At 70.9% G+C, this 24,207-nt stretch carries 19 protein-coding genes and 1 pseudogene; 10 read left to right on the top strand and 10 right to left on the bottom strand.

The features are described from left to right. Positions 1-232 precede the first annotated feature (232 nt). On the top strand, positions 233-904 hold the full coding sequence (locus QFZ76_RS07135; RefSeq protein ID WP_307672912.1) for a lytic polysaccharide monooxygenase: 672 nt from the start codon (positions 233-235) through the stop codon (positions 902-904). Positions 905-997: 93 nt separating this feature from the next. Here QFZ76_RS07135 and QFZ76_RS07130 read toward each other — a convergent pair whose 3' ends face one another. Both QFZ76_RS07130 and QFZ76_RS07125 read right to left on the bottom strand, forming a co-directional pair. Then, entirely contained in the window at positions 998-3,172 is a 2,175-nt protein-coding gene (locus QFZ76_RS07130) for a serine/threonine-protein kinase (RefSeq protein ID WP_307672911.1), read from the bottom strand. A 213-nt stretch (positions 3,173-3,385) separates the two neighbouring features. Next, the gene (locus QFZ76_RS07125; RefSeq protein ID WP_307672910.1) at positions 3,386-3,898 is read right to left on the bottom strand and encodes a sensor histidine kinase KdpD; all 513 of its coding nucleotides are present in this window, start codon (positions 3,896-3,898) and stop codon (positions 3,386-3,388) included. Between the two features lie 43 nt (positions 3,899-3,941). Here QFZ76_RS07125 and QFZ76_RS07120 point away from each other — a divergent pair, with 43 nt between their 5' ends. The 4 genes from QFZ76_RS07120 to QFZ76_RS07105 all read left to right on the top strand — a co-directional run bounded on the left by QFZ76_RS07120 (position 3,942) and on the right by QFZ76_RS07105 (position 10,585). Continuing rightward, positions 3,942-4,835: a HupE/UreJ family protein gene (locus QFZ76_RS07120; protein ID WP_307672909.1), complete on the top strand. Its 894-nt coding sequence runs from the start codon at positions 3,942-3,944 to the stop codon at positions 4,833-4,835. Positions 4,836-5,012: 177 nt separating this feature from the next. Next, positions 5,013-6,626 (top strand): flavin monoamine oxidase family protein, encoded by a 1,614-nt coding sequence (locus tag QFZ76_RS07115; protein ID WP_307672908.1) that lies wholly within the window; start codon positions 5,013-5,015, stop codon positions 6,624-6,626. Then, complete coding sequence (locus tag QFZ76_RS07110; RefSeq protein ID WP_307672907.1) at positions 6,623-7,264, top strand: Rid family hydrolase; 642 nt, start codon at positions 6,623-6,625, stop codon at positions 7,262-7,264. Before QFZ76_RS07115 ends, QFZ76_RS07110 begins: the two co-directional genes overlap by 4 nt. Positions 7,265-7,381: 117 nt before the next feature. Further along, on the top strand, positions 7,382-10,585 hold the full coding sequence (locus tag QFZ76_RS07105) for an amidohydrolase family protein (protein ID WP_307672906.1): 3,204 nt from the start codon (positions 7,382-7,384) through the stop codon (positions 10,583-10,585). A 45-nt stretch (positions 10,586-10,630) separates the two neighbouring features. Here the strand turns inward: QFZ76_RS07105 and tnpA are convergent, their stop codons facing one another. Next, the gene (gene tnpA, locus QFZ76_RS07100; protein WP_307679951.1) at positions 10,631-10,996 is read right to left on the bottom strand and encodes an IS200/IS605 family transposase; all 366 of its coding nucleotides are present in this window, start codon (positions 10,994-10,996) and stop codon (positions 10,631-10,633) included. 24 nt (positions 10,997-11,020) lie between these two features. On the opposite strand from tnpA, the gene QFZ76_RS07095 reads away from it, so the two are divergent. Further along, on the top strand, positions 11,021-12,301 hold the full coding sequence (locus QFZ76_RS07095; protein ID WP_307672905.1) for a transposase: 1,281 nt from the start codon (positions 11,021-11,023) through the stop codon (positions 12,299-12,301). Between the two features lie 353 nt (positions 12,302-12,654). Here the strand turns inward: QFZ76_RS07095 and QFZ76_RS07090 are convergent, their stop codons facing one another. After that, positions 12,655-13,833 (bottom strand): sugar diacid recognition domain-containing protein, encoded by a 1,179-nt coding sequence (locus tag QFZ76_RS07090; RefSeq protein ID WP_307672904.1) that lies wholly within the window; start codon positions 13,831-13,833, stop codon positions 12,655-12,657. Positions 13,834-14,063: 230 nt separating this feature from the next. Between QFZ76_RS07090 and QFZ76_RS07085 the strand changes: the two genes are divergently transcribed. Genes QFZ76_RS07085 through QFZ76_RS07070 form a run of 4 tightly spaced genes read left to right on the top strand, consistent with a single transcriptional unit; the run spans position 14,064 to position 17,796 of the window. After that, entirely contained in the window at positions 14,064-14,966 is a 903-nt protein-coding gene (locus QFZ76_RS07085) for an ABC transporter substrate-binding protein (protein WP_307672903.1), read from the top strand. A gap of 9 nt (positions 14,967-14,975) precedes the next feature. After that, positions 14,976-15,743: an amino acid ABC transporter permease gene (locus QFZ76_RS07080; protein ID WP_307672902.1), complete on the top strand. Its 768-nt coding sequence runs from the start codon at positions 14,976-14,978 to the stop codon at positions 15,741-15,743. Further along, positions 15,740-16,534, top strand: a complete 795-nt coding sequence (locus QFZ76_RS07075) for an amino acid ABC transporter ATP-binding protein (protein WP_307672901.1) — start codon at positions 15,740-15,742, stop codon at positions 16,532-16,534. Before QFZ76_RS07080 ends, QFZ76_RS07075 begins: the two co-directional genes overlap by 4 nt. Further along, positions 16,531-17,796, top strand: coding sequence for an FAD-binding oxidoreductase (locus tag QFZ76_RS07070; RefSeq protein WP_307672900.1), 1,266 nt, complete (start codon positions 16,531-16,533; stop codon positions 17,794-17,796). Before QFZ76_RS07075 ends, QFZ76_RS07070 begins: the two co-directional genes overlap by 4 nt. 43 nt (positions 17,797-17,839) lie before the next feature. Here QFZ76_RS07070 and QFZ76_RS07065 read toward each other — a convergent pair. From QFZ76_RS07065 to QFZ76_RS07040, 6 genes and pseudogenes are all read right to left on the bottom strand, one after another. After that, positions 17,840-18,091, bottom strand: a pseudogene (locus QFZ76_RS07065) (LuxR C-terminal-related transcriptional regulator); the annotation flags it as partial. A gap of 262 nt (positions 18,092-18,353) precedes the next feature. Beyond that, positions 18,354-19,391, bottom strand: coding sequence for an ABC transporter ATP-binding protein (locus QFZ76_RS07060; RefSeq protein ID WP_307672899.1), 1,038 nt, complete (start codon positions 19,389-19,391; stop codon positions 18,354-18,356). Continuing rightward, positions 19,388-20,458, bottom strand: coding sequence for an ABC transporter ATP-binding protein (locus tag QFZ76_RS07055; protein ID WP_373464270.1), 1,071 nt, complete (start codon positions 20,456-20,458; stop codon positions 19,388-19,390). Before QFZ76_RS07055 ends, QFZ76_RS07060 begins: the two co-directional genes overlap by 4 nt. Next, positions 20,451-21,419 carry an ABC transporter permease gene (locus QFZ76_RS07050; RefSeq protein ID WP_307672898.1) on the bottom strand — a complete coding sequence of 323 codons (969 nt, stop codon included), beginning with the start codon at positions 21,417-21,419 and terminating at the stop codon, positions 20,451-20,453. The genes QFZ76_RS07055 and QFZ76_RS07050 overlap by 8 nt, the downstream gene beginning before the upstream one ends. Before the next feature lie 5 nt (positions 21,420-21,424). Continuing rightward, positions 21,425-22,468 (bottom strand): ABC transporter permease, encoded by a 1,044-nt coding sequence (locus tag QFZ76_RS07045; protein ID WP_307672897.1) that lies wholly within the window; start codon positions 22,466-22,468, stop codon positions 21,425-21,427. Then, complete coding sequence (locus tag QFZ76_RS07040; RefSeq protein ID WP_307672896.1) at positions 22,465-24,189, bottom strand: ABC transporter substrate-binding protein; 1,725 nt, start codon at positions 24,187-24,189, stop codon at positions 22,465-22,467. Before QFZ76_RS07040 ends, QFZ76_RS07045 begins: the two co-directional genes overlap by 4 nt. Between the last annotated feature and the right edge of the window lie 18 nt (positions 24,190-24,207).

The raw sequence follows: 24,207 nt of genomic DNA, 5'->3' as shown, positions 1-24,207 counted from the left end.
TGCAGTCGTGCGACCAGGCACGACGTGGTCCTCATGGGCGACGGAAGACTACCCCGACGGCGCCTGGAACGTTTTTCGTCACCAGGAACACGGTCCTGACAGGCCGACGCATCTCGAAAGTGGCGCAAACGAATGTTGCAGCGCTGTTTTCTGAGGCCCAAGTTGGAAGTGCGGGAGCGCTCCCACGGCTCCCGTGCACACCTGAACCGGCCGCGCAGGAAAGCAGGAGACCATGACTTGGCATGATCGCGACAACAGAATGGGATCTCGCCCGACATTCGTCCTCAGCGCGCTCACCGCGCTGCTGATCTGCCTGATCCCGTGGAGCGGCACCGCCGCTGCCCACGGCTCGGTCGTCGACCCGGCATCCCGCAACTACGGCTGCTGGCTCCGCTGGGGATCCGACTTCCAGAACCCGGCCATGGAGCAGGAAGACCCCATGTGCTGGCAGGCGTGGCAGGACAACCCCAACGCCATGTGGAACTGGAACGGCCTCTACCGCAACGGCTCCGCCGGTAACTTCGAAGCGGTCGTCCCCGACGGGCAACTGTGCAGTGGCGGCCGGACCGAGGGCGGCCGTTACAACTCCCTGGACGCCGTGGGTCCCTGGAAGACGACGGACGTCACCGGCAACTTCACCCTGCAGCTGTACGACCAGGCCAGCCATGGCGCGGACTACTTCCTGGTCTACGTCACACGCCAGGGCTTCGACCCCACCACCGAACCACTGACCTGGGACGACCTCCAACTGGTCACCAGGACCGGCAGCTACGGCCCCAGCCAGAACTACTCGATCGACGTGAGCACGTCGGGGCTCAGCGGCCGCCACGTCGTCTACACGATCTGGCAGGCATCGCACATGGACCAGACGTACTTCCTGTGCAGCGACGTGAACTTCCGCTGAGCCGGCGGATGCCCACGACCATCGGACCCCGCCGGACTGGGCCGCGTCCGGCGGGGTGCCCGCTCCGCCCGCCGACCCAGCCGCCCTCGCCGATCAGGAAACGTCGGCCACCGAGAAGATCCCCGGCCCGGTGACCCCGTACAGCACGCCGCCCGCCAGCAGCGGCGGCACCGAACTCGGGGTCAGTTCCTCGAACGACCGGCCCTCCGTGTCGAAGGACGGGGCGGTGCGCCCGATCTCCTTGCCGGTGCCCGGATCGAGGGCCAGGATGCTGGTGTCCGGCATCATGACGTACAACCGGCCCTGGTGATAGGCCGGTTCGCTGAAGACGCGCAGCTCGCGCGAGCTGGTCCACAGCGGCTTCCCGCGTTTCAGATCCAGGGCGAGCAGGGTCTCGTTGCCGTAGTCGAAGAGGTACATGGTGTCGCCGTGCACCAGCGGCGGCGCTTCCGGCTCGACACTCCAGGGGAAGTCGACGCGGCGGGTCTTCCCGCTGCCGAGGTCCTGGACGAAGAAGGCGGCGGAGACCCCGGTGCCGTCCTCCCACCGCGCGTAGTACGCCGTGTCGTCGTGCACCGTGGCCAGCCACAGATCGCCCTTCGGCGCCTCGACACTGCCCAGCGTCCTGCCGGTGCGTGCGTCGAGGCGGGCGATTCCGCCGGAGCCGCCGCGCAGATCGGCGTAGAGGGTGTCCTTGGGGCCCGCGTAGAAGGGGCTCGACGAGGTGGACGTCAGCTCACGGCGCCACAGTTCCTCACCCGTGCCCGGCTCGTACGCCGCGTAGCGCGCGGTCTCGGAGGGCCCGAGCTCGTCCAGTCGTACGACCAGCACCCCGCTCAGTGACTCGAACCCGCCCACCGGACCGTCCAGATGCCACAGCCGCTCCCCGGTCCTGCCGTCGAAGGCGTCCACTCCCTCGGAGCGGTCCGCGCTGCCGACGAACACCACACCGTCATGGACGACGGGCTCGCGGAGCGAGAAACTGCTGACCTCCTTCTGGCTCATGGGCTTCGTCCAGTCCACCCGGCCGGTCGCGGGGCTCAGCCGGGTCAGGGCGACCTGTGAGGAGGAGCAGAAGACGCCGAGCGGGTCAGGTGTGCACGCCGGGCCGAGGGCCATCGGCTCGTCCTCGTCCGGCGCCAGCGTTTTGTGCCACGGCTTCCAGCCGGGCGGTGCCGAACCATTGGGCGTCGCCTGCGGGTCCGTCGCCTGCGGGCCGGCCTGGCCGGCCTCGTCGACCGAGCTCGCCGGGTCGTCGGCCACCACGGCGACCGAAGCCACCACGACCACGCCGAGGAGGGCCGCGCCGACGAGGCCGGTCCACAGCTTTTTCCTACGGGGCTTCTGTCGGGTCGGCCCGTCGCCCGGGGACGGCAAGGTCGCGTGTCCCGACAGTGTGGTCACCGGGATCCGGGACGACTCCGCACGGTCATCCTCGTCGGGCAGCTCCTCCGGCAGCCCGGCCAGCGCGTCCAGCACCTCGCTCGACGTCGGCCGGTTCTCCGGCTCCTTCGCCAGACAGGCCGACACCAACGGCCGCAGCGGCTCGGGCAGGTCACCCAGCTCGGCCTGGCTGTGCACGGTGTTGTACGCGGCGAGATAGGCGTTCTCCGCCTCGAAGGGGCTGTGCCCGGTGGCCGCGTACACCAGGACCGCGCCCAGCGAGAAGACATCCACGGCGGGGCCGACCTCGCGGGGGCGGCTGAACTGCTCCGGTGCCATGAACGGCGGCGAGCCCATCACCATGCCCGTCTGGGTACGGACGTCACTGCTGGCCGCACGTGAGATGCCGAAGTCGATGACGCGCACCGCCCCGTCGTCGCCCTCGCCCTCCACCAGGAGCACATTGCTCGGCTTGAGGTCCCGGTGCACGACCTCGGCCCGGTGGATCTCCCGCAGCGCCTCGGCGAGTTCGGTGCCGAGACGGCGCAGCGCATGCCAGGCCAGCGGACCCGCCTCGTCGACCCGCTCGGCGAGCGTGCGGCCCGGGACGAACGCGGTGGCCATCCACGGCCGTTCCGCATCCGGGTCGGCGTCCACGACCGGTGCGGTGAACGCACCGCTGACCCGGCGCGCGGCCGCGATCTCCTGGCGGAACCTGGCCCGGAACTCGGCGTTGTCGGCATACCGGGTGTGCACGACCTTGACGGCGACGGCCCGCCCCGACGCCGATCTGCCGAGGTAGACGACGCCCATGCCGCCGGTCCCGATCCGCGATTCGATCCGGTAACCGCCGACGGACCGCGGATCGTCCTCGCGCAGAGTCACCGTGTCTCCTTCACCCACTCGTGGCCGGGACGGTTCCGATCCGGACGCTTCTGACAGGGACCGCTCACTCTAGTGCCCGGTCTCCGGGCCCTTCTGGTGAACAACCGGCGCGGGCACCCGGCGTCGACCTGGTTCCGTAGGGTCTCAGCCGCGGGCGGTCGGCTTCCGGACGGGGGAATTGAAGCCACGGGTCTGATACCGAGTGGTCGTCGGTCAGCCGGCAGGCCGGCCGGAGCGGGCCGTCGAGCGAGAGGCCGGATCGGCGTTGGCGCCGGGCAGCAGGCGCGAGGCGTCCACGGTGAAGCCGACCGCGGTCCCGCCGCCGGTTCGGGCAGCCGCGAACACGGTGCCGTCGTGCGTCCCGGCGACGTCGCGGACGATGGCGAGGCCGAGTCCGGACCCGGGCAGGCCGCGGGCGGTGTCGGCCCGGTAGAAGCGGTCGAAGACGCGGGCGAGGTCGTCGACGTCGATGCCCGGGCCGCGGTCCGAGACGGTGACCCGGCCCCGACGGATACGCACCTCGATGGGCTCCTCGCCGTCGGGGTCGAACTTGGCGGCGTTCTCCAGCAGGTTGCCCAGCGCGCGTTCGAGCCCCTGCGGGCGGCCGTGGACCACGGAACCGTCGGCGTCGACATGGACCAGGCGGCCGGTACGCCGGTACACGCGCCGCGCCGCGCGCCGGGCCACCCCGGCCAGCTCCACGGGTTCCTCGGCCTCCTGACGCACCGCTGACCGCGGCGATCTCCCGGGCCATGCCGCCCAGCACATAGTGGGTCTGGTCGATCCGGACGGCGACCTGCAACGCCCCGCGGTCCCCGCCCAGCGCGGTGGTCAGCCGGCGACAGGTGCGGCCGTCCACGACGATCTCGGCGGTGTCCGACTGCCCGGCCTCGCCGGAGGCGGCCAGGCGGCGCGCGCTGTCGGACACCGGCAAGGGCACCCTCGGGCCGCCACCGCCGGCCTGGGCATCGAGCACGTCGGCGAGGGCGCCGACCACCTGCTGTTCCTCCTGATGCTGCTCGTCCCGGCCCCGCTGGTGGCGGCGGGCGGGCGGTGGCGGGCCGGCGGTGCGTCGGCGCGGCGCAGCATCGTCCGCGTCGTCCATGTCGTCTCCGCGTTCGCCGTGGGCCACTCGCTCACCCTGGCCTTGGCGGCGGCCGGAGTGATCCACGTACCGTCACGGCCGGTCGAGACGCTGATCGCCTTCTCGATCGCGGTGTCCGCGCGCCACGCGCTACGCCCCCTGGTGGCCCGCGGCGAGGTCCTCATCGCCAGTGGCTTCGGACTCGTCCACGGGCTGGCGTTCGCGTCGCTCATCGGCGAGCTGGGGCTGGACCGAGGATCCCTCGTGACCACACTGCTGGGCTTCAACCTGGGCATCGAGCTGACCCGGTTGCTGGTCGTCGCGCTGATGATGCCCTCGCTGCTCGTCCTCGCCCGTACGGCCGTGTACCCGGCGTTCCGTGTCGCGGTGGCCGTCATCGGCCTGCTGTTCTCGGTGTCCTGGATGCTCGAACGCGCGGGACTGACCTCCTCGGACCCCTTCGAAGGCTTCCAGACCTCACTGGTCGGGCACCCACTGCTGGTCGCCGCGTCCATCGCGGTACTCGCCGCGGTCGCCCGAGGCGTGGCCCCCCAGCGCGTACCCGCCGGGGCCGGATGAGACAGACGTACGCCCCGCTCGCATGCTCATGTCACGGATACGTCATCGGTATTGCGCCGTAACACTCCTGACGGAGGCTCACTTCGCACCTCCGGTCTCATCAGTTGCTCACCCCCCACGTGACCGGGTTGATCGGACGTCGCGTCCGGGCACGCGGGCGCGGGTGAGGAGGAGTGGATGGCTGCTGCAGAGAGATCCACGGCATCTCGGCGTGACTTCCTGCGTTCCGTCGGGGTCGCGGGCGGCGCGGGAGTGCTCTACTCGGCGATGGGGGCACTGGGCCTCGCGCCGGTGCCGGACGTACGGGCCGCGGAGTACCGGGCGCCGGGCAGGAGCGACTTCGCGCTCAGCGGGCGGAGCGCGAAGAAGGTCCTCGTACTCGGCGGCGGCATCGCCGGCCTGGCCACCGCCTACGAACTCGGCAAGGCGGGCTACGACTGCCGGATCCTGGAGGCCAAGGACCGGCCCGGTGGCCGCAACTGGACGGTACGCGGGGGTACTTCGCTGACCGATCTGGACGGGCGCAGACAGACCGCGTCGTTCTCCAAGGGCCAGTACATGAACGCCGGGCCCGCCCGGCTGCCCCAGTCGCACGTCACGCTCGAGTACTGCAGGGAACTCGGCGTTCCCGTCGAGGTGTTCACCAACCAGAACGCCAACGCGTACATCTACCACGAGAACAGCGCCGCGCTCGCGGGACAGCCGATGCGCTGGCGCACCGCGAAGGCCGACGTCTACGGCTATGTCTCCGAGCTGCTCGCCAAGGCCACCGACCAGGGTGCCCTGGACGCGCAGCTCACCGCCGCCGACAAGGAACGGCTGATCGCCTTCCTGCAGAACTTCGGCGCCATCAAGGGCAAGGCGGACGGCTACGCCTACACCGGCAGCGACCGGCGCGGCTACTCCGTCGAGCCCGGTGCCGCCTTCGAGAACGGCACGGTGCTGGGGCCGGTGCCCTCGATGTCGGACGTCATCGCGAGCGGCGTCGGGCAGCGCTTCTCCTTCGAGTTCGGCTACGACCAGGCCATGCTCATGTTCCAGCCGGTGGGCGGCATGGACGCCATCCCGTACGCCCTCGCCGAGGCCGTCGGGCGGGACCGGATCACGTACGGCGCCGAGGCGCTGGAGGTCAGGAACCTCCCGGACGGCGCCGAGGTCACCTACAAGGACGACCGGGGCCGTACCCGCACCCGGTACGCCGACTTCGTCGTCGCGGCCGTACCGCCCATGGTCATGGCCCGCATCAAGCACAACCTGGGCACGAACGTCACCGCCGCGCTGAAGTACCCGGCCGTGACACCCGTCGGCAAGGTGGGCCTGGAGTACGGCAGCCGCTGGTGGGAGACCGACGAGCACATCTACGGCGGGATCACGCCCACCGACACGGACCTGGCCACCATCTGGTACCCGTCCTACGGCCACTTCGGCCGCCGCGGCACCCTCATCGGCTACTACAACTTCGGCGCGAACGCCCTCGCGTACAGCGCCCTGCCGCACGAGGAGCGGGTCGCGCGGGCGGTGAGCCGCGGCGTGAAGATCCACGGCGAGAAGTACCGCAGCGAACTCGAGCACGCCTTCAGCGTGGCCTGGCACCGCACCCCGCACATCGAGGCCGGCTGGGTGGGCTGGCCCTCGCAGGACGGCCCGGAGTACAAGCTCCTCAACCAGCCCGCCGGGCATGTGTACTTCGCCGGGGACTGGCTCAGCCACGTCATCGCCTGGCAGCACGGCGCGTTCACCTCGGCCCGCAAGGTCGTGACCGACATCCACGAGAGGGTGATGGCCGCATGAGCCGGCGCACGAAGGTTGTCATCGGTACGGTCCTGACCGCCTCGCTCCTCACGGGCGGCACCGCGCTCGCCGACGCCCGGGGCTGGTGGCCCGGCCCGAGGGAAGTGCGGGTCATGCTGCCCTCCGGGCAGTCCAACCCGGCCATCGCGAACGGCGTGGCGACCGGCAGTGAGGTGGCCGGGTACCAGAGCAGCGGTCTCGGGCCCTCCGCGCTCAACCCCTCGGCGCCGGACGGGACTCCGGAGCGCTACACCGACCCGGCCCTGACCGAGGGCGCCGAAGGCGTCACGATCACCGAGGCGCAGGCGCTCGTCGTGCTGCGCAACATCAAGACCAACCTGGAGGCCGCGGGCCTCAGCCCGGCCGCCGTCATCACGATGAAGTGCTACCTGATGAAGCCGCCCGGCGCGGAGACGGCCGACTACGCCGGCTGGAACCGCGCGTACCGGCAGTTCTTCGCGAACATCGACCTGACGACACATCAGGTCGTGCCGGTACCCATGGGCACGTCCGCTCCCAAGGCGCCGCTGCTCGCCAACAAGGCCCGTCCGGCGCGGGCCACGATGGAGGTCGCCTCACTGGCCGTCAAGGGCTGGCTGGTGGAGGTCGAGGTCACCGCGACGTACGGCAAGCGCTGAGGGGTGAAGATCGGCGGACAAGTGCCGGGGCGGGGTCCGCGAGCGGGCTCCGCCCCGTACGTTTCCACCCGTGGTCTCTTCTGTCCGGCACACCAACTCCGTGTACTGGGAGCTTCCTTGGACATCGACGACGCCTCCGTCACCTCAGAGCCCTCCCGTTTCGGTCCCCTCTCCCGCCGCGGATTCCTCCGGACCACCGCCGCGGCCACGGCGCTCGTCACCGTCGGCCCGCCGGGCGCGGCCGCCGCCTCCGGTCCCACCACCCTCTCCTTCACCGCCGCCACGGGCGGTTCCGCGACCCTCGCCCCGTCCGGTGACCGGCTGGTCGCCGAGGTCCAGAACGTGCTCTGGTCCGTTCCGCGGGACGGTGGCACCGCCGTCGCGCTGACCCCGCCCGGCCTCGAACCCACCCGCCCGCAGTTCTCGCCCGACGGCAGCCGCCTCGTCGTGTGCGCCTATCGCGGCGGAGGCTTCCACCTCTGGACGCTGCGGCCCGACGGTACCGGGACCCGGCAGCTCACCGACGGGCCGTGGGACGACCGGGGGCCGGCCTGGTCGCCGGACGGCACCCGGATCGCGTTCGCGTCCGAGCGCGGCGGCGACACCGTGACCGGCGCCCCGTACCGGATCTGGGTCCTGGACCTGCGCACCGGCGCGCTGACCCGGCTCACCGGGCGCCACGGCCAGCAGGGCCCCGGGCAGGACGCCGCCTGGGAGGACTTCGACCCCACGTGGTCGCCGGACGGTGCTCGCGTGCTGTTCGTGCGCGCTGTCGTCACCCCGGCGGGTGCCCTCCGAGCGGCCACCGTCGCGTCGGTGCCTGCCGACGGCTCGGGTCCGGTGACCACCGAGCACACCGACGACTCCGGCGCCCAGGTCATGACCCCCGCCGCCTCGCCCGCCGGCCGTCTCGCCTACCTGCGCACCACGGCCTCGCCCGCGGCCTCCTGCACGCTTGTGGTGGACGGCGCTCCGGTCGCCGTCGAGGGCGACGTCCTCCCGGCGCCGCCCCGCTGGACGGACGGCGAACGCCTGCTCCTCACGGTCGACGGACACTTCCGCCTGCTCGACCCGGACGCGCCGGGCGACGGCGAGAAGATCCCGTTCACGGCGACGCTGCCCGTGGACCGGCCCAACTACCGCGAGAAGGCGTACGACTTCGAAGGCGCCGGCACCCGTCCCGTCCGCGCGCTGCACCTGCCCGCCCTGTCACCGGACGGCCGCCGCGTCGCCTTCGCCGCGCTCAACGCGCTGTGGACCGCCGACACCACCGGCGGCCGCGCACCCCGCAAGGTCGTTCAAGTGCCCTCGACCCGCTATGTGTCGGCGCCGAGATGGACACCCGACGGCACGGCGCTGGTGTACACCGACGACCGCGACGGCCTGTTCGCCGTACGGCGCCGCGACCTGGCCTCCGGCGAGGAGACCGTGCTCGCCGAGGGCGGCCGCGTCTTCCCCGCCCTCTCGCCCGACGGGACCCGGCTGGCCTGCCTGGACATGTCCGGCAACCTCGTGGTGCGCGACCTGTCCGACGGCAGCGAACGCAACCTCGCCGCACCGCTCGGCGGGGGAGGGCTGCCCGGCCGCCCCAGCTGGTCGCCCGACGGCCGCTATGTGGCGCTGTGCGACCGCAACCGCCTCAACCAGCGCTTCCGCGAGGGCTACAACCTCATCCGGGTCGTCGACACCACCACCGGCACGGCCGTCCTGCACGCCCTCGCCCCGCACACCTCGCTCTCCGACCGCTACGACTCCGGCCCCGTCTGGTCCCCGGACGGCCGCTGGATGGCCGTCGTCGCCGAGTCGGCGCTGTGGCTGCTGCCGGTCCGCGCCGACGGCACCCCCGACGGCGACCCCCGCCTCCTCACCACCGAACCCGCCGACCACCCGTCCTGGTCCGCCGACGCCCGCAGCCTTCTCCACCTGTCCGCGGGCACCCTGCGCCTGATCGACATCGGCAGCGGCAAGGCCCGCACCGTCCGCGTCCCGCTGGACTACCGCAGACCGCGGCCGGCCGACACCGTCGTGCACGCGGGCCGCTTCTGGGACGGCACCGGCCCGGACGTCCGCGAGGACATCGATGTCGTGATCCGCGACGGCCGGATCGCGGAGGTCTCCCCGCACCGGACCGGCCGCCCGGCCGCCCGCCAGGTCGACGCGAGCGATCGCACCGTGATCCCGGGCCTGTGGGACGCACACACCCACCCCTGGCAGAGCACCTACGGCGGCCGCCAGACCGCGCTCCAAGTCGCGTACGGCATCACGACGGCCGTCTCGCTGGGCGGATTCGCCTACGAACAGGCCCGCATCCGCGAGGCGGTCGCCGCCGGTGCCCTCGCCGGACCCCGGCTCCTGTCCACCGGCGAACTCCTTGACGGGGCGCGCGTCGCCTACAGCATGGGCCGCGCCCACCGCACCCACGAGGGCCTGCGCCGCTCGCTGGCGCGGGCGGCCGCGCTGGACTGGGACTTCGTGAAGACGTACGTACGGGCCCCCGGCTGGGTGATGAAGGAGGCCGCCGACTTCGCGCACGACCGGCTCGGCGTGCGCAGCGGCAGCCACCTGTGCACTCCGGGCGTACAGCTGGGCCAGGACCTGACGACCCATCTGCAGGCCACCCAGCGACTGGAGTTCGGGCACGCGACCTCGGCCACGGGACGTGCCTACCAGGACGTCGAGGAGATCTACACCCGCGCCGGCTTCCACCTCGTCGCCACCCCGTTCACGGCACAGCCTCTGCTCGGCGCCGACCCCGCGCTCGCGGACGACCCGCGTGTCACCACGCTCATGCCGCCGTGGGACACCGCGCTCGTCCGCCAGCAGGCCGGGCAGCCGCCCACAGCCTCCCAACTGGCCACGTTGGACAGGGAGTTGAACGTCTACCGGCGGATCCTCGCGGGCGGCGGACTGATCGCGCTCGGCACCGACCAGCCGCTCGTCCCGGTCGGGCTGCACCTGCACCTGGCCCTACGGGCACTGCACCGCGCCGGCCTGTCACCGGCCGAGGCGCTGCGCACCGCCACCGTGCTGCCCGCGCGCGTCTTCGGTGCCGACGCCGACCTGGGCACGCTGGAGGAGGGCAAACTCGGCGACCTCACGGTCATCGACGGCGACCCCTTCACTGACTTCGCCAGCCTGATCCGCACCGTGGCGGTCCTCCGCGGCGGTGTCCTCATCGAGCAGGCGGACCTGGTCGACGCCTTCGGGGCTGCCACCACGCGGAGTTACGAACCGCAGCAGGCGGCTTCGGCCGAGGACTGGCTGGAGGTCAGCCGGCGTATGCGACGCGACGGGTGCTGCGATCCGGAGAGCGGGGGCTGAGAAGTGCTCTGACCCGAACGTGAGCATGGGGCAGGAGTGTTGCCCTCAGTCGGCAGGTCGCTGTTGGTTCTCGATGTACTGCTTGACGACGGTCAACGGTGCTCCACCGCAGAACCCGCCGAAGTAGCAGGCGGACCAGAAGTGACCGCCCCACAGGTACCGGTGCACATGCGCGTCGTACTCCTGGCGGAGTCTTCGCGAGCTGACGCCCTTGAGGCTGTTGACCAGCTTGGAAAGCTGCACTTTGGGCGGGTAGTGCAGACCTCGCGCATGATCTTCGGTGCGAGTCAACATGGCGCCGGTGAGGGCTGAACGCCGGTACCTGGTGACGAAAACCAAATGGGCGTGCAAGTTGGAGACGGCGTGACGACCGGTGCCTACCTCGGGATTTGGATTCCAGCGCGGTGACATATCCGGCTGTAATAGTTGGTCACTATGAGTGAACATGGCCTCAGGAAGCGGCAGTTCGGGCATCGCGCCCGACTGGCGCTGTCTCCTGCATGTGAGCTCAAGGCCGACGCCCAGGCGCACGCAGCCCGCGCGATGTGGAATCTCCTGCACGCGTGGTGGCAGATGATGCCGAAGGAGAAGAGAACGCTCGCGAATGCGGACGCCGCGATCCGTCAGGCGCGTACGGACATCGACTTCCTCGCCGTACTGCCCGCCCAGGCCGCGCAGGCCGTGTTGAAGACGTACTTCCAGGCGTGGAAGAACTGCTGGGACGGCCGGGCGGAAGCCCCGAACTTCAAGGGCCGGTTCCGGTCGGTGATGTCCGTGGACATCCCGCAGGGACGGGACCTGAACGTCGTCCGTGTGCATCGCCGCTGGGGCATGGCCAACATCCCGAAGGTAGGCCGCGTCCGGTTCCGCTGGACCAAAGACCTCCCCGTGGGCAGACAAGCCAACAAAGAGAACCGCATCACCGGCGCGCGGCTGGTCAAAGACGCGCTCGGCTGGCACCTCGCCTTCCGCATCCAGATCCTCGAAGCCATGCCCGAGCCTCACCAGGGGCCGGAGGTCGGCATCGACGTGGGCGTCATCGTGCCCATCGCCCTCTCGGATGGCGTCACCAAGAACCACGGCGGGTGGCTGACCCCGCAGGAGACGTCCAAGCTCCTGCGACTGGAGCAGCGCGCCGCCCAACGCAAGCAGCACCACAATCCCGGCGAACGAACCAGCCGACGTCTGCACCACACCTATGACCAGATCGCAGGACTCCGCGCGAAAGCCAAGCGCCGGGCCTCGGACTGGCGGCACCAGACGACCACCGCCATCGCCAAGCAGTACGGCACGGTGGTGGTCGAAGCACTCACCATCACGAACATGGTCAAGTCCGCCAGGGGGACCGTCGAGTTGCCGGGAAAGAACGTCGCCCAGAAGTCAGGGCTAAACCGCTCCATCACCGGCGAGGCGTGGGGCCGTGTGGTCACGATGCTGACGTACAAGACCGCTCAGTACGGCGGCACCCTGCACAAGGTCCCGGCGCCCAACACGTCCCGGCGCTGTTCCGCGTGCGGCTTCATCACGCCCGGCAGCCGTGAAGACCAGGCCACGTTCGTATGCAAGAACCCGGACTGCGGATGGTCAGGAAACCCCGACCACAACGCGGCCCGGAACATCTTGCACCTTTACCGGATGGGCCTCGTGCTCATCCCGGCTGCCGGGAGGGCAGTCGTCAGGCGCGCGAAGCGCGTCAAGCCCGCTGCCGCAAGGTAAGCAGGAATCTCCCGGCTTCAGCCGGGAGAGCACTTCAATGGGAGAAGGAGTACGAGGAGGAGCCACTTCGCCGGACGCGGCAGCAACTCCGAGGACACCGAGTTCATCGACGCGACTCTGAAGGAACTGCTGGCGAAGCCGGGCGGTTGGCTTAGCCATGGAAAGGGAGACCTCCTTGGTCAGCGCCGCCGCGATGCGCCCTGGGCGTCTCGCGGCCACTCCCGGAATACGGCTGATGTTCGCCCACCAGCGGCCACCACGCCCGACCCGAGGAGCACCACGAGGCCCTGGAGGTGAGACCCTCGGCCAGCGAAGCCACCGCCTGCGGCCGTCAACCCCCGCTCAACCGCCGCTCAACCGCCGCTCATTCGATCCGCCAGGCAGGCGAGGTACAGGGCCATGGTCGCCCGGTGGTCGCGCAGCGGGCGACCGGTGATCTGCTCGATCTTGTTCATCCGGTAGACGACGGTGTTGCGGTGGATGTGCAGCGCCGCGGATGCCCGTACGAGGTTGAACCCGCTCTCGCACCACGCGGTGACTGTGTCACGGAGCACCGGCCAGTCCGGCTGGGCGCGCAGGTCCGCGGCCGTGAGGTCGAGCAGACGGTTGCGGGCGGACTGGCCCACCGCCGCGAGAACCTGGTGGACCCGCAGGTCGGATATGAGATGGACGGGGGAGCTGTTGGCCGGCCGGGCGCCCAGACGGAGGGCGTCGCACGCGTCCTGGTAGGAGTCGTGCAGGCCGCCGACGGAGGTGGCCGGCTCGCCGATCCCCACCCGGGCGGCGAGACCGTCCTGCGCGGCGATCACATCGGCGACCCGCCGGCAGTCGGCGACCAGGGACGCCATCGAACCCCGGGCCGGAAGCCGGTGCAGGACGCTGATCCATCCGGGAGCCGTACCGGCCACGATGTCCTGAGGGTCGGCGAAGACCTCGCGGACGGTGCGCAGCAGTTCCGAACGGATCAGGGCCATGTCCTGCGTGGGGGCGCCCCGTCGTCGCGCGGCCGCGTCCGGAACGGTCACTTCGAGGGCCACGGCGACCCGTCGCAGCCGTAGGTCGAAGCCGAGTTCGGCGGCCCGGAAGACGAGGAAGTCGCCTTCGACGACCTGGGGATCGTATGCGGCGATGTCGGCGAGCAGCGTCTCGGCGGCCCGCTCCGCGAGCAGGCGGGAGCGCAGCATCACGGATTCCCTCAGGAGGATCTCCGTCTGCCGCTTGACCAGCAGGCCGAAGCGGCGTACCTGGGCGGGTGTCCCGGTGATCCCGACGGTGCCGACCGCGCGCCCGCCGGTGACCAGCGGCAGTGTGACCCCGGGGCGTACCCCTTGCAGTCGCTGGGCCTGCGAGGCGTTGTGTGTGGCGGGTTCCTGCGTGCGGACGACCTCGACGGACGCCTCGTGGAAGCTGCCGACCCGGCTGCTGTCCCCGCTGCCGATGACCATCCCCTCGGCGTCGGTGATGAGCACGTTGAAGCCGATGACGGCGGAGGTGTCCCCGGCGATCTCCTGCGCGAGGGACGGGCTCAGCACGGGTGTTCCTCCCGTCGAGGGCGGGCCGGGTTGGACGCACCGTACAGGGGACCGATCGATTTCGGCCACAACTACGTACGAAGTGAACGGTGACGCGCGGCAGGTTGATCCCTAGCTTTGGGCCCAATCACATCCCCGCCGGGGGCACAGCGCGGTGAACGGCGGGCTCCTTTCAGCGCACCTACGGAAGGCCCGGGCCGATGACTCGTGTGCGTTCTCTCGTATCCACTGTGACCGCCCTCCTCCTGCTCTCCTCCGTCGCAGCCTGTGGCTCCGACAGCGAGGAGACCCCGAAGAACGTGTCCGCGAAGGCCGCCGCCCTGGGCACGCTCACGCCTGGCGTGATCAAGGTGGCCGTCCAGCCGTACGCGCCCTACACGAGTGTCCAGGGCGACAAGATCGTCGGACTGGACGGCGACATCCTCGCCTACGCGGCCAAGAAGCTGGGCCTCGAGATCAAACCCCAGGTCACCGACTTCGCCGGCATGCTCGCCGGAGTGCAGTCACGCCGGGTGGACATCACCATCGGCGGCGTCGCCTGGTCCGCCGACCGGCAGAAACAGGGCCTGTTCACCGACCCGCCGTACTACTCGCCCCCGGCGATGGCCGTCCGCAGCGGCAAGACCTACAAGACGGTCGACGACCTCAAGGGCCTCGACCTCGGCACCGTCGAGGGCTACGTCTGGGTCAAGTCCATCCAGTCCGTGCCCGAAGCCAAGCTGCACGCCTACCCGGACGCCACCGGGGTGTTCGACGACCTCGGAGCGGGCCGCGTCGACGTCGGCTTCCTCGACCCGCTGATCATCATCGCCGCGCAGAAGGAGCGTCCGGAGCTGAAGATCAGCACGCAGTACCTGACACCGCCGACCGCGGCCGAGGTCAAGGCCCAGCCCGACTACCAGTACTTCCAGCCGTACCAGACGGGCTTCTATCTGCCCAAGCAGGCCACCAAGCTGGAGAAGGCGATCTCCGCACAGATCGACGCCATGTACGCGAACGGCGAGATGGCCAAGCTCGTCGAGAAGTACGGCGGCGACCCCGAGCAGTTCCTGAAGCCGTCCGCCGACGTCGCCACCGCGCGCAGGGGCGTGGACCGGCCGCAGGACTGGACGCCGCCGTCCGTCGGCCAGTGAGGGGATGACATGTCCGGTCTCTTCCAAGTCCCCTGGTCCGACTACCAGTCAGACCTGCTCGACGCACTCGGGCGCACCGTCTCGTACACCGTCGTGAGCTTCGTCGGCGCGGTCCTTCTCGGCCTGGCGGTCGCGCTGCTCCGCATCAGCAAGGCGCGGCCACTCCGCGTCCTCGCCGCCGTCTACACGGAGATCTTCAAGAACATCCCGCTCCTCGCGATCATCTTCCTGACCTACTTCGGCCTCGCTTCGGCCGGACTCCGGCTGGACGTGTTCACCGCCGGCTGCCTCAGCCTCGTCGTCTTCTACGCCGCCTACCTGTCCGAGATCTTCCGTTCCGCGATCAGCGGAGTGCACGCCGGACAGACCGAGGCCGGCGAGGCGCTGGGGCTGGGCCGGGTCGGCATCTTCGTCCATGTCGTGCTGCCGCAGGCCGTCCGGCAGGCCCTGCCCGGCACCAACACCATGCTGGTCGACCTGCTGAAGTCCACCTCGCTGCTCGTCACCGTCTCCGCGGCCGAGCTGATGTCCGAGGGGCGGCTCATCACGTCGGCCACCTTCCGGGCACTGGAGGTCTACCTGGTCATCTCCGCCGTCTACTTCGCCCTGTGCTACCCGCTCTCCCAGCTGCTCCTGCTGCTGGAACGGAAGGTACGGGCGGGCGTCCCCCTGTCCCCGTGGCGGCGCCGACGGGTGCGCGCCGCCCGCGCCCTGCTCGCCGTCGACCTCGGCGTCGGCCTCACAGCAGAGCTCAAGCAGAAGGAGACGGCGGCATGACCGAGCCCGTCACCACGGCGGAAGCCGTGCCACCGGCCCGCACCGACGCGGTCGTACGGATCGAAGGGCTCAGCAAGTCCTTCGACGGCCGACTGGTGCTCGACCAGGTGAACCTGGAGGTCGACCGCGGCCGCATCGTCAGCGTCATCGGACAGAGCGGCGGCGGCAAGACGACCCTGATGCGCTGCGTCAACCTGCTGGAACGGCCGGACGGGGGCACGGTCGAGGTGGCCGGCGAAGTGGTCCACCACGGCGGCCGAACGGTCTGCCGGGACCTGCCCCGGCTGCGCCGCACCGTCGGCATGGTCTTCCAGCGGTTCAACCTCTTCCCGCACCTCACCGCGGTCGAGAACGTCGTCCTGGCCCAGCGCAAGGCGGGCGTCCCCGAGCCGGAAGCGCTGGAGCGGGCCGTCGCGCTGCTGCGCCGGGTCGGCGTGGCGCACCGCGGCCTCGCCCGGCCCGACCAGCTCTCCGGCGGGGAACAGCAGCGCGTCGCCATCGCACGGGCGCTCGCGCTCAGGCCGGAGGTGCTGCTCTTCGACGAGCCGACCTCCTCCCTCGACCCGGAGGCCACCCGCGAGGTCCTGGCCGTCATGCGGGAACTCGCCGCGGACGGAATGACGATGCTGCTCGTCACCCACGAACTGCCCTTCGCACGCGAGGTGGCCGACCACGTCGTCTTCGTCGACGGCGGCCGCATCGTCGAGGAGGGACCCCCGCAGGACGTCCTCGACCATCCCGCCGAGACCCGGACCCGGGAGTTCCTCGCCTCGTACGGGTCGGCGTCATGACCGCCCCCATAGTGGTGGTCGGGGGCGGTGTGGTGGGACTGTGCACCGCCTACTACCTGGCCGAGGCGGGCTTCGAGGTGGAGATCGTCGAGCGTCGCGCCCTGGGGTCCGGGGCCTCCCGGGGCAACGCGGGCTGGGTCTGCCTCAGCCATTCCACGCCGGTGCCGGCCCCGGGCGTCGTACGGTACGCGCTCCGCTCGCTGGGACGGCCGGACTCGCCCCTCTACCTACGACCCCTGCCCGATCCGGCGTTCGTACGCTGGCTGTGGCGGTTCTGGCGCAGCAGCACACCGGCCGCCTTCCGGCGCGGCTACACCGCGGTCGCCGAGCTGAACCGGACCACCTTCGACCTCTTCGACGGCCTGCGCGAGGCCGGCGTCGAGACGACCCTGACCCGTCCCGGCATGGTCCACGCCTTCCTGTCCCCGGCCGAAGCCCGCCATCACCTCGCCGTGCAGCGGGAGATGGCCGACGGCCGCTACCCGCTCCCCGACGACGTCGTCACCGGGGACGGCGCCCGGCTGCTGGACGACGCGCTGTCGTCCAAGGTGCGCGCGGCGTACCTCGTCGAGGGTGAGGGCGTGGTCGACCCGGAGGCGTTCGCCCGGGGGCTGGGCGAGGCGCTCGTCGCCTCGGGGGTGAAGGTCCACGAGAACGTCGAGGCCACCGGGTTCCGCACCTCCGGAGAACGCGTTGTCGCGCTGCGCACCGCCCAGGGCGAGATTCCCTGCGCGGGCGTCGTCGTCACCGCCGGGATGCGCTCGTCCGACCTGCTGAGCGCGCTGGGACAGCCGCTGCCGCTCCAGGCGGGCAAGGGCTACAGCTTCTCGGTGGACCTGGATCCGGCACCGCGGCACACGCTGTACTTCGGCGAGCGCAGGGCGGTCGCCTCACCGATCGGCCCCACCACCCGGATCGGCGGCACGATGGAGCTCAGCGGCAACAACAACCGCCTCGACTGGCGGCGCGTCGTCGCCGTCGCCCTCGCCAGCCGGCACTATCTGGGCCGCTGGTTCGACGACCCGGACGACCTGATCGGACTGATCCGCGACCCCTGGGTCGGCGGCCGGCCCTTCCTCCCCGACGGGCTTCCGGTCATCGACCGCGTACCGGGATACGGCAACGCCTTCGCCGCCACCGGCCACGGCATGCTCGGCGTCACGCTGGGCCCCGTCACCGGCCACCGGCTCGCCGAGTACGTCCGCACCGGCCGCCGCCCGGAGGTACTGGCACCGTTCCGGTTCGACCGGCTCAGCCCGTGAGGCCGCGGCGCCGTACCGGTCCGCGCGCACCGGTCACGCCGGCTCAGTCGACGTCGATCAGTCCGCGTCGGACCGCTTCGCTGACGGTGGCGGCGCGGTTCTCGGTGCCGAGCTTGCGGTAGATCCGCACGAGGTGGGTCTTGACCGTCGCCCCGGCCAGGAACAGAGCGCCGGCGACGGCCCGGTTGCTGTGCCCCCGCGCCAGGAGCCGTACGACCTCGACCTCCCGCTCGCTGAGCCCCGGACCGGGCTCGGCCGTGTACCCGACGACACGCGCGGCGGCCTCCGGTGCCAGGGCCGTCGAAGTCGGGTTCGCCTTCGAGGAGGGCACGCAGCCCCGCCCGTACGACGGTGTGGTCGTCCTGATCAGGATCCGCAGCGGCGGTCCGGGAGGTTCGGTCACAGCGCACCGGCGGGGACGCGGTCCTGGGCCGACAGCACGGCTCGGACGCGGGTGCCTCGTCCGGGCGCGCTGTCGACGGCGCGGCAAGTCTGCCGACCGGCCGCGCCGTCCGTACGCTGCCTTCGGTTTCAACCGTTCGATGGAACGGGCCCGGTCAGACGGTCAGCGGGTAGTGGCAGGCGGTGTGGCGGCCGGAGGGCGTGAGGGTGAGACGGGGGCGCTCCAGCGCGCAGCGCTCGCGGGCGTACGGGCAGCGGGTGCGGAAGGGGCAGCCCGTCGGCTTGTCCACCGGGTTGGGCACCTCGCCGGTGAGGACGATGCGTTCACGGCGCGGTGCGTCCGCCGCGTGGGTGCCGTCGTCGATGTCCGGGACCGCGGACAGCAGTGCCTGTGTGTAGGGATGGGCGGGGGCCTCGTACAGCGCCTCTGTCCCGGCGAGTTCGACGATCTCGCCGAGGTACATGACGGCGATCCGGTCCGACACATGGCGGACCACGCCGAGGTCGTGGGCGATGAAGACATAGGTGAGCGCGAACTCCTCCTGGAGGTCGGCGAAGAGGTTCAGCACCTGGGCCTGGATCGACACGTCGAGGGCGGACACCGGTTCGTCGGCGACGATCAGCTTCGGGGCGGTGGCCAGTGCCCGGGCGATCCCGATGCGCTGGCGCTGGCCGCCGGAGAACTCGTGCGGATAGCGGTCCAGATGGGCCCCGGCCAGTCCTACGACGTCGAAGAGCTCGGCGACCCGGCGGCGGACCGCGGCCGCGTCACCGTACCGGTGCACGAGCAGCGGTTCGGCCACGATGTCCCCGGCGCGGCGGCGGGGGTTGAGGGAGGCCTGCGGGTCCTGGAAGACCAGCTGCATGCCCGGCCGTACGGGCCGCAGCCGGCGCGCGGACAGGGTGGTGATGTCCTGCCCGTCGAACTCGACCCGGCCGCCCGTGAGTTCGGTGAGCCGGACCAGACAGCGGCCGAGGGTGGACTTGCCGCAGCCCGACTCGCCGACGATGCCGAGGGTCTCACCGGTGCGGACCGCCAGTGACACGCCGTCCACGGCGCGCAGCACCCTGCGGCGCCGGGACAGCGTGTCCGTGCGCAGGGGGTAGTGCTTGGTGACGTCCGACGCGCGCAGCAGCACGTCGCCGCCGGGAGGCGCACCCTTGTCCACTGCCACGATGTCCTGTGCCGTCACGACGCCGCCTCCGAGTCCATGTCCTGTACGTCGCTCGCCGCCGCCCGTGCCGTCAGCCGCAGCGACGCCCGGTCCTCGGGCGGCAGCCAGCAGGCGTCGCGGTGTGCGGCGTCGCCGTTGCCCGCGGCCAGCGCGGGCCGCTCCTCGCACCGGTCGTGGCTGAGCCGGCAGCGCGGCGCGAACGCGCACCCCGTCGGAAGGCTGCCCGGGGAGACGGGCATGCCCGCGATGGTGGGCAGCCGCCGCAGCCGGGGGCCGCCGACGCGGGGCACCGAGTCGAGCAGACCCCAGGTGTACGGGTGCCGCGGGCCGTGGAACACCGCGCGCCGCGGGCCGTCCTCGGCAGCCCGGCCGCCGTACATGACCAGGACCCGGTCGGCGATCTGGGAGATCACGCCCATGTCGTGCGTGATGAGCACCATCGCCGAGCCGTCCGCGTTGAGCTCGCGCATCAGGTCGAGGATCTGCGCCTGCACGGTCACGTCGAGCGCCGTGGTCGGCTCGTCGGCGATCAGCAGCGCGGGGCTGCAGGACAGGGCCATCGCGATGACCGCGCGCTGGCGCATCCCGCCGGAGAACTCGTGCGGGTAGGCGTTCACCCGCGAGGCCGCGTCGGGGATGCCGACGTCGGAGAGCAGCCGGACGGCGCGGGCGTGGGCCTCCTTGCGGGACACCTGCCCGTGCGCCCGTATCTGCTCGGCGATCTGCCAGCCCACGGTGTACACGGGGGTCAGCGCGGTCATCGGGTCCTGGAAGACCATGGCGATCTCCCGGCCCCGTATCGCGCGCATCTGCTTGTCGGGGAGTGTCAGCAAGTCACGGCCACGGAAGAGGACCTGGCCCGACACGGTCACGTTCGGGTTGGTCAGCAGCCGCAGCACGGCCAGCATCGACACGCTCTTGCCCGAGCCCGACTCGCCCACCACGCCCAGGACTTCGCCGGGCGCCACCGAGAGGGACAGGCCGTCGACGGCGGTGACCGGGCCTCGGCGGGTACGGAACGACACCCGCAGGTCACGTACGTCCAGCAGGGGTTCAGGCAGGTGTTCAGGCAGGGGTTCAGGCATGACGTGCCCTCGGGTCGAGTCGCGCGTACAGGATGTCCACCAGTGCGTTGGCGAGGACCACGAAGAACGCCGCGTACAGGACGGTCCCCATGATCACGGGCAGGTCGAGGTTCTGCAGGGCGTCGAAGGTGAGCTTGCCGATGCCGGGCAGGCCGAAGACCACCTCGGTGAGCAGCGCGGCGCCGCCCACGAGCGCGCCGAAGTCCAGGCCGAACAACGACACGATCGGGATCAGCGAGCAGCGCAGGGCGTGCCGGACGAGGATCCGGCGCTCGGACAGGCCCTTGGCCCGGGCCGTGCGGACGTAGTCCTCGTTCAGCGCGGTCACGACCTCGCCGCGCAGCAGCCGGGCGTAGATCCCGGCGTACAGCAGCGCCAGGGTCAGCCAGGGGAAGAGCAGGTGCAGCGCCCACTGGCCCGGGTCCCCGGTCAGGTCGACGTATCCGGGTGGCGGCACCCAGGAGAACACCGAGTCGTGCAACTGCTTCTGGGTGACGAGGTTGACGACCTCGCCGAGCCAGTACGCCGGCAGCGAGACGCCGACCACGCCGACCAGCATGATCAGCGGGTCGACCGCCGTGCCGCGCAGGGTCGCCGCGGCCGTGCCCATGAGGATGCCGACGGTCATCCAGATGACCGCCGCTCCCACCACGAGCGACAGCGTCACCGGCATCGCCTGCACGATCTGCGGGATGACGCGGGAACCGCGATTGACGAAGGACTCCAGGTCCCGGTCTATCAGCAGGTGCCGCATCATCAGCAGATACCGGATCGGCAGCGGCCGGTCGAGGCCGAAGGAGTGCCGTACCTGCGCGAGGGTGGCCGGGTCGGCGTTGCGGCCCGCGATACGGGCGGCGGGATCGACTCCCGGCGTGGCGAAGAAGATCAGGAACACCAGCACGCTGATGGAGAACATCACCAGCAGCGCCGAGGCGAACCGCTTGAGCGCGAAGGAGATCATGAGCGTCACACCCCTCCGCGCAGCCGGGCGCTCGGGTCGAGCGCGTCGCGCACGCCGTCGCCCAGGACGTTGAGCGCCGCCGTGGTCAGCGCGATCAGCAGGCCCGGGGCGATCGTCACGGCGGGGCGCGTGTAGAGCAGCCCCAGACCGTCCTCGATGATCGTGCCCCAGCTGGCGTCGGGCGGCTGGACGCCGACGGACAGGAAGGACAGGGCCGACTCGGTGAGCATGGCCAGCGCGGTCATCAGCGGGACGAAGACGATCGCCGTGGGCAGGACGTTCGGCAGTACCTCCCGGCGCAGGATGCGCACCGTGGGCGCGCCGGAGCCGACGGCCGCCTGGATGTACTCCTTGTTCCGCAGCACCAGGACCTGGCCGCGCAACGGCCGTGCGATGTACGGCACGTAGATCGCCGCGATGATCGCGACGGGCAGCCAGAGGCTCCCCGCCTCCACGGTGAGCGGCCCCAGGCGCAGCCCGTCGGTGAGCAGGACGACCGACAGACAGATCGCCAGCAGATACACCGGGAACGCCCAGACCACATCCAGGATCCGGGAGATGACGGCGTCCACGACACCGCCCGCGTAGCCGGCGACGACTCCGACGGCCGTACCCACCAGACAGGTCAGCAGGGCGGCGGTCACGCCGATGAGCAGGCTCGTCCGGCCGCCGTACAGCAGGCGGGCCATGACGTCGCGGCCCTGGTTGTCGGCGCCGAGGAAGTAGTGGCCGGGGTCCCAGGTGGGACCGATGGGCGTCACCCCGAGGCCGAGGCCGGTGCTGCTGGGGGTGAGCACCGGCACGGTCCTGCCATCGACGACCGTGGTGCCGGAGACATGGGACTGGAACGGGTCGGTGTGGGCGATCTGGTCCGCGTACAGCGGCGCGCACAGGGCCGCCAGCACCACGAGGAACAGGACGACGGCCGAGGCCACCGCCGACCTGTTGCGCAACAGGTCGGCGGCGGCCGTCCGCCAGGGGCCCGGCGAACGCCGGGCCTCAGCGGTCGACAAGGTCGTCGGGGGCGACGGGGACACAGCGTGGCTCATGTGACCCACAGCTGCCCGACGAGCATGTAGAACTGCTTGCTGAACTGGTAGTTGCCGACCCGCTTCGACGTGAAGTCGATGAGCTTCGGATTGATCAGCGGGACGACCGGGGACTCGGCCATGATCTCCTGGTCGATGGCGCCCCACTGCTGGTCGGCGCTCTTCTGGTCGGTCTGTCCGGTCTTCAGCGCGGTCTGCATCTTCGCGTCGATGCCCTTGTCGCAGAAGCCGGCGATGTTGATGCTGGAGTCGCTGCCGGGATGGAACGAGGCGCAGGACAGCAGCACGTTGAGGAAGTCGGAGGCCGCCGGATAGTCCTGGTACCAGGAGGTCAGGGCGAGCTGCACCTTGTTCTTGGTGTTCTGGATGTAGGTGAACTGGATGTTCCCCGACAGCGGCTTGAGCGTCGCCTTGTAGCCGAGCTGGGTGAGCAGGCTCTGCAGGTACTGCCCGATCGACTTGTTGACGTCGTCGTCCTGGACGACGATGCCGACCTCCTGCCCCGCCGTACCGGACTGCTTGACAAGTTCCTTGGCCTTGGCCAGGTCCGCGGCCTTCCAGGCCGTGCCGCCGCCCTTGGTGTAGTCGCACGAGTCGACGTGCCCGGGGAAGCCCGGCGGCAGGATCGTGCACGTGGGAGAGGCGAGGTTGGTGCCGCCGTACAGCCGCACCACGGCGGACCGGTCGACGGCCCAGTTGATCGCCTGCCGGGCCAGCTTGTTGTTGAAGGGCGCCATGTTGACGTTCAGCGTGGCGTACCAGAACGCGGTGAGCGGGTTCACATGTGCCTGGGAGGCGTACTTGGTGCCGATCTCGTTCAGCCGGTCGGCGGGCGGCGGGTCGTACATCCAGTCGGCCTGGCCGTTCTGGACCGCGGTGACCTCGGACTCGACGGTCTGGCCGAAGGTGTAGTCGATGGCGTCGGGGTAGCCCTCAGGCTGCCCCTCCCGGGACCACTCCTTGAAGTGCGGGTTGCGCACCAGCTTCAGCGCCCGGTTCGGGTCGTACGAGGCGGCCATGTACGGGCCGGTGGTCGGCAGCGGCTTTGTGCCGGCGTCCTTCGCCGGGGAGTCCTTCGGTACGACGCTGGCGTGCGGGACGGCCAGCTTGTACGGGAACTCCGGGTCCGCGGCGGTGAGGTTGACGGTGACCGTGTTGGCCGTCGCGTCGCCGGTGACGCCGCCCGCGAGGGTGCAGGCGGCGGGCTTCTTCAGGCAGGCGTCGGCTCCGACGATGCCGTTGTAGAAGGTGCCCGCGGTGGGACCGGAGACCTTGAAGATGCGCTGGAAGGACGCCACCACGTCGTCGGTGGTGACCGGCTTGCCGTTGGAGAAGGAGATGCCCTTGCGGAGCGTGAAGGTGTACGTCTTGCCGCCGTTGGTCACCTTCGGCATCGCGGCCGCCAGGTCCGGGACGACGGTGAACGACTGCTGGCCGCCGACCTTCTGGAACGAGAGCAGCCCGTCGTACATCGACTGGTACAGCTGCCAGTACTGGAGCGTGTAGTTGACCTGCGGGTCGAAGGTGCCCGCGGCCGCGTGGGCCACCAGCTTCAGCGTGCCGCCCTTGTGCTGCGGCTGGAAGGCGGAGGAACCGGAGCCGGAGGAGGACGTCGTCGGGTCGGAGGAGGCGCCGTCGTCGGAGGACGAACAGGCGGCGGCGGTCAGGGCGAGGGCGACGGTGGCGGCGGCGAGCGCGCTGCGTCTCTTGGTGCGGGACATCCGGGGAACTCCCGTCGG

Source organism: Streptomyces sp. V4I2 (assembly GCF_030817655.1).
GTDB classification, from domain to species: Bacteria; Actinomycetota; Actinomycetes; order Streptomycetales; family Streptomycetaceae; genus Streptomyces; species Streptomyces plumbiresistens.
This window is presented reverse-complemented; position numbering and strand designations above follow the sequence as displayed.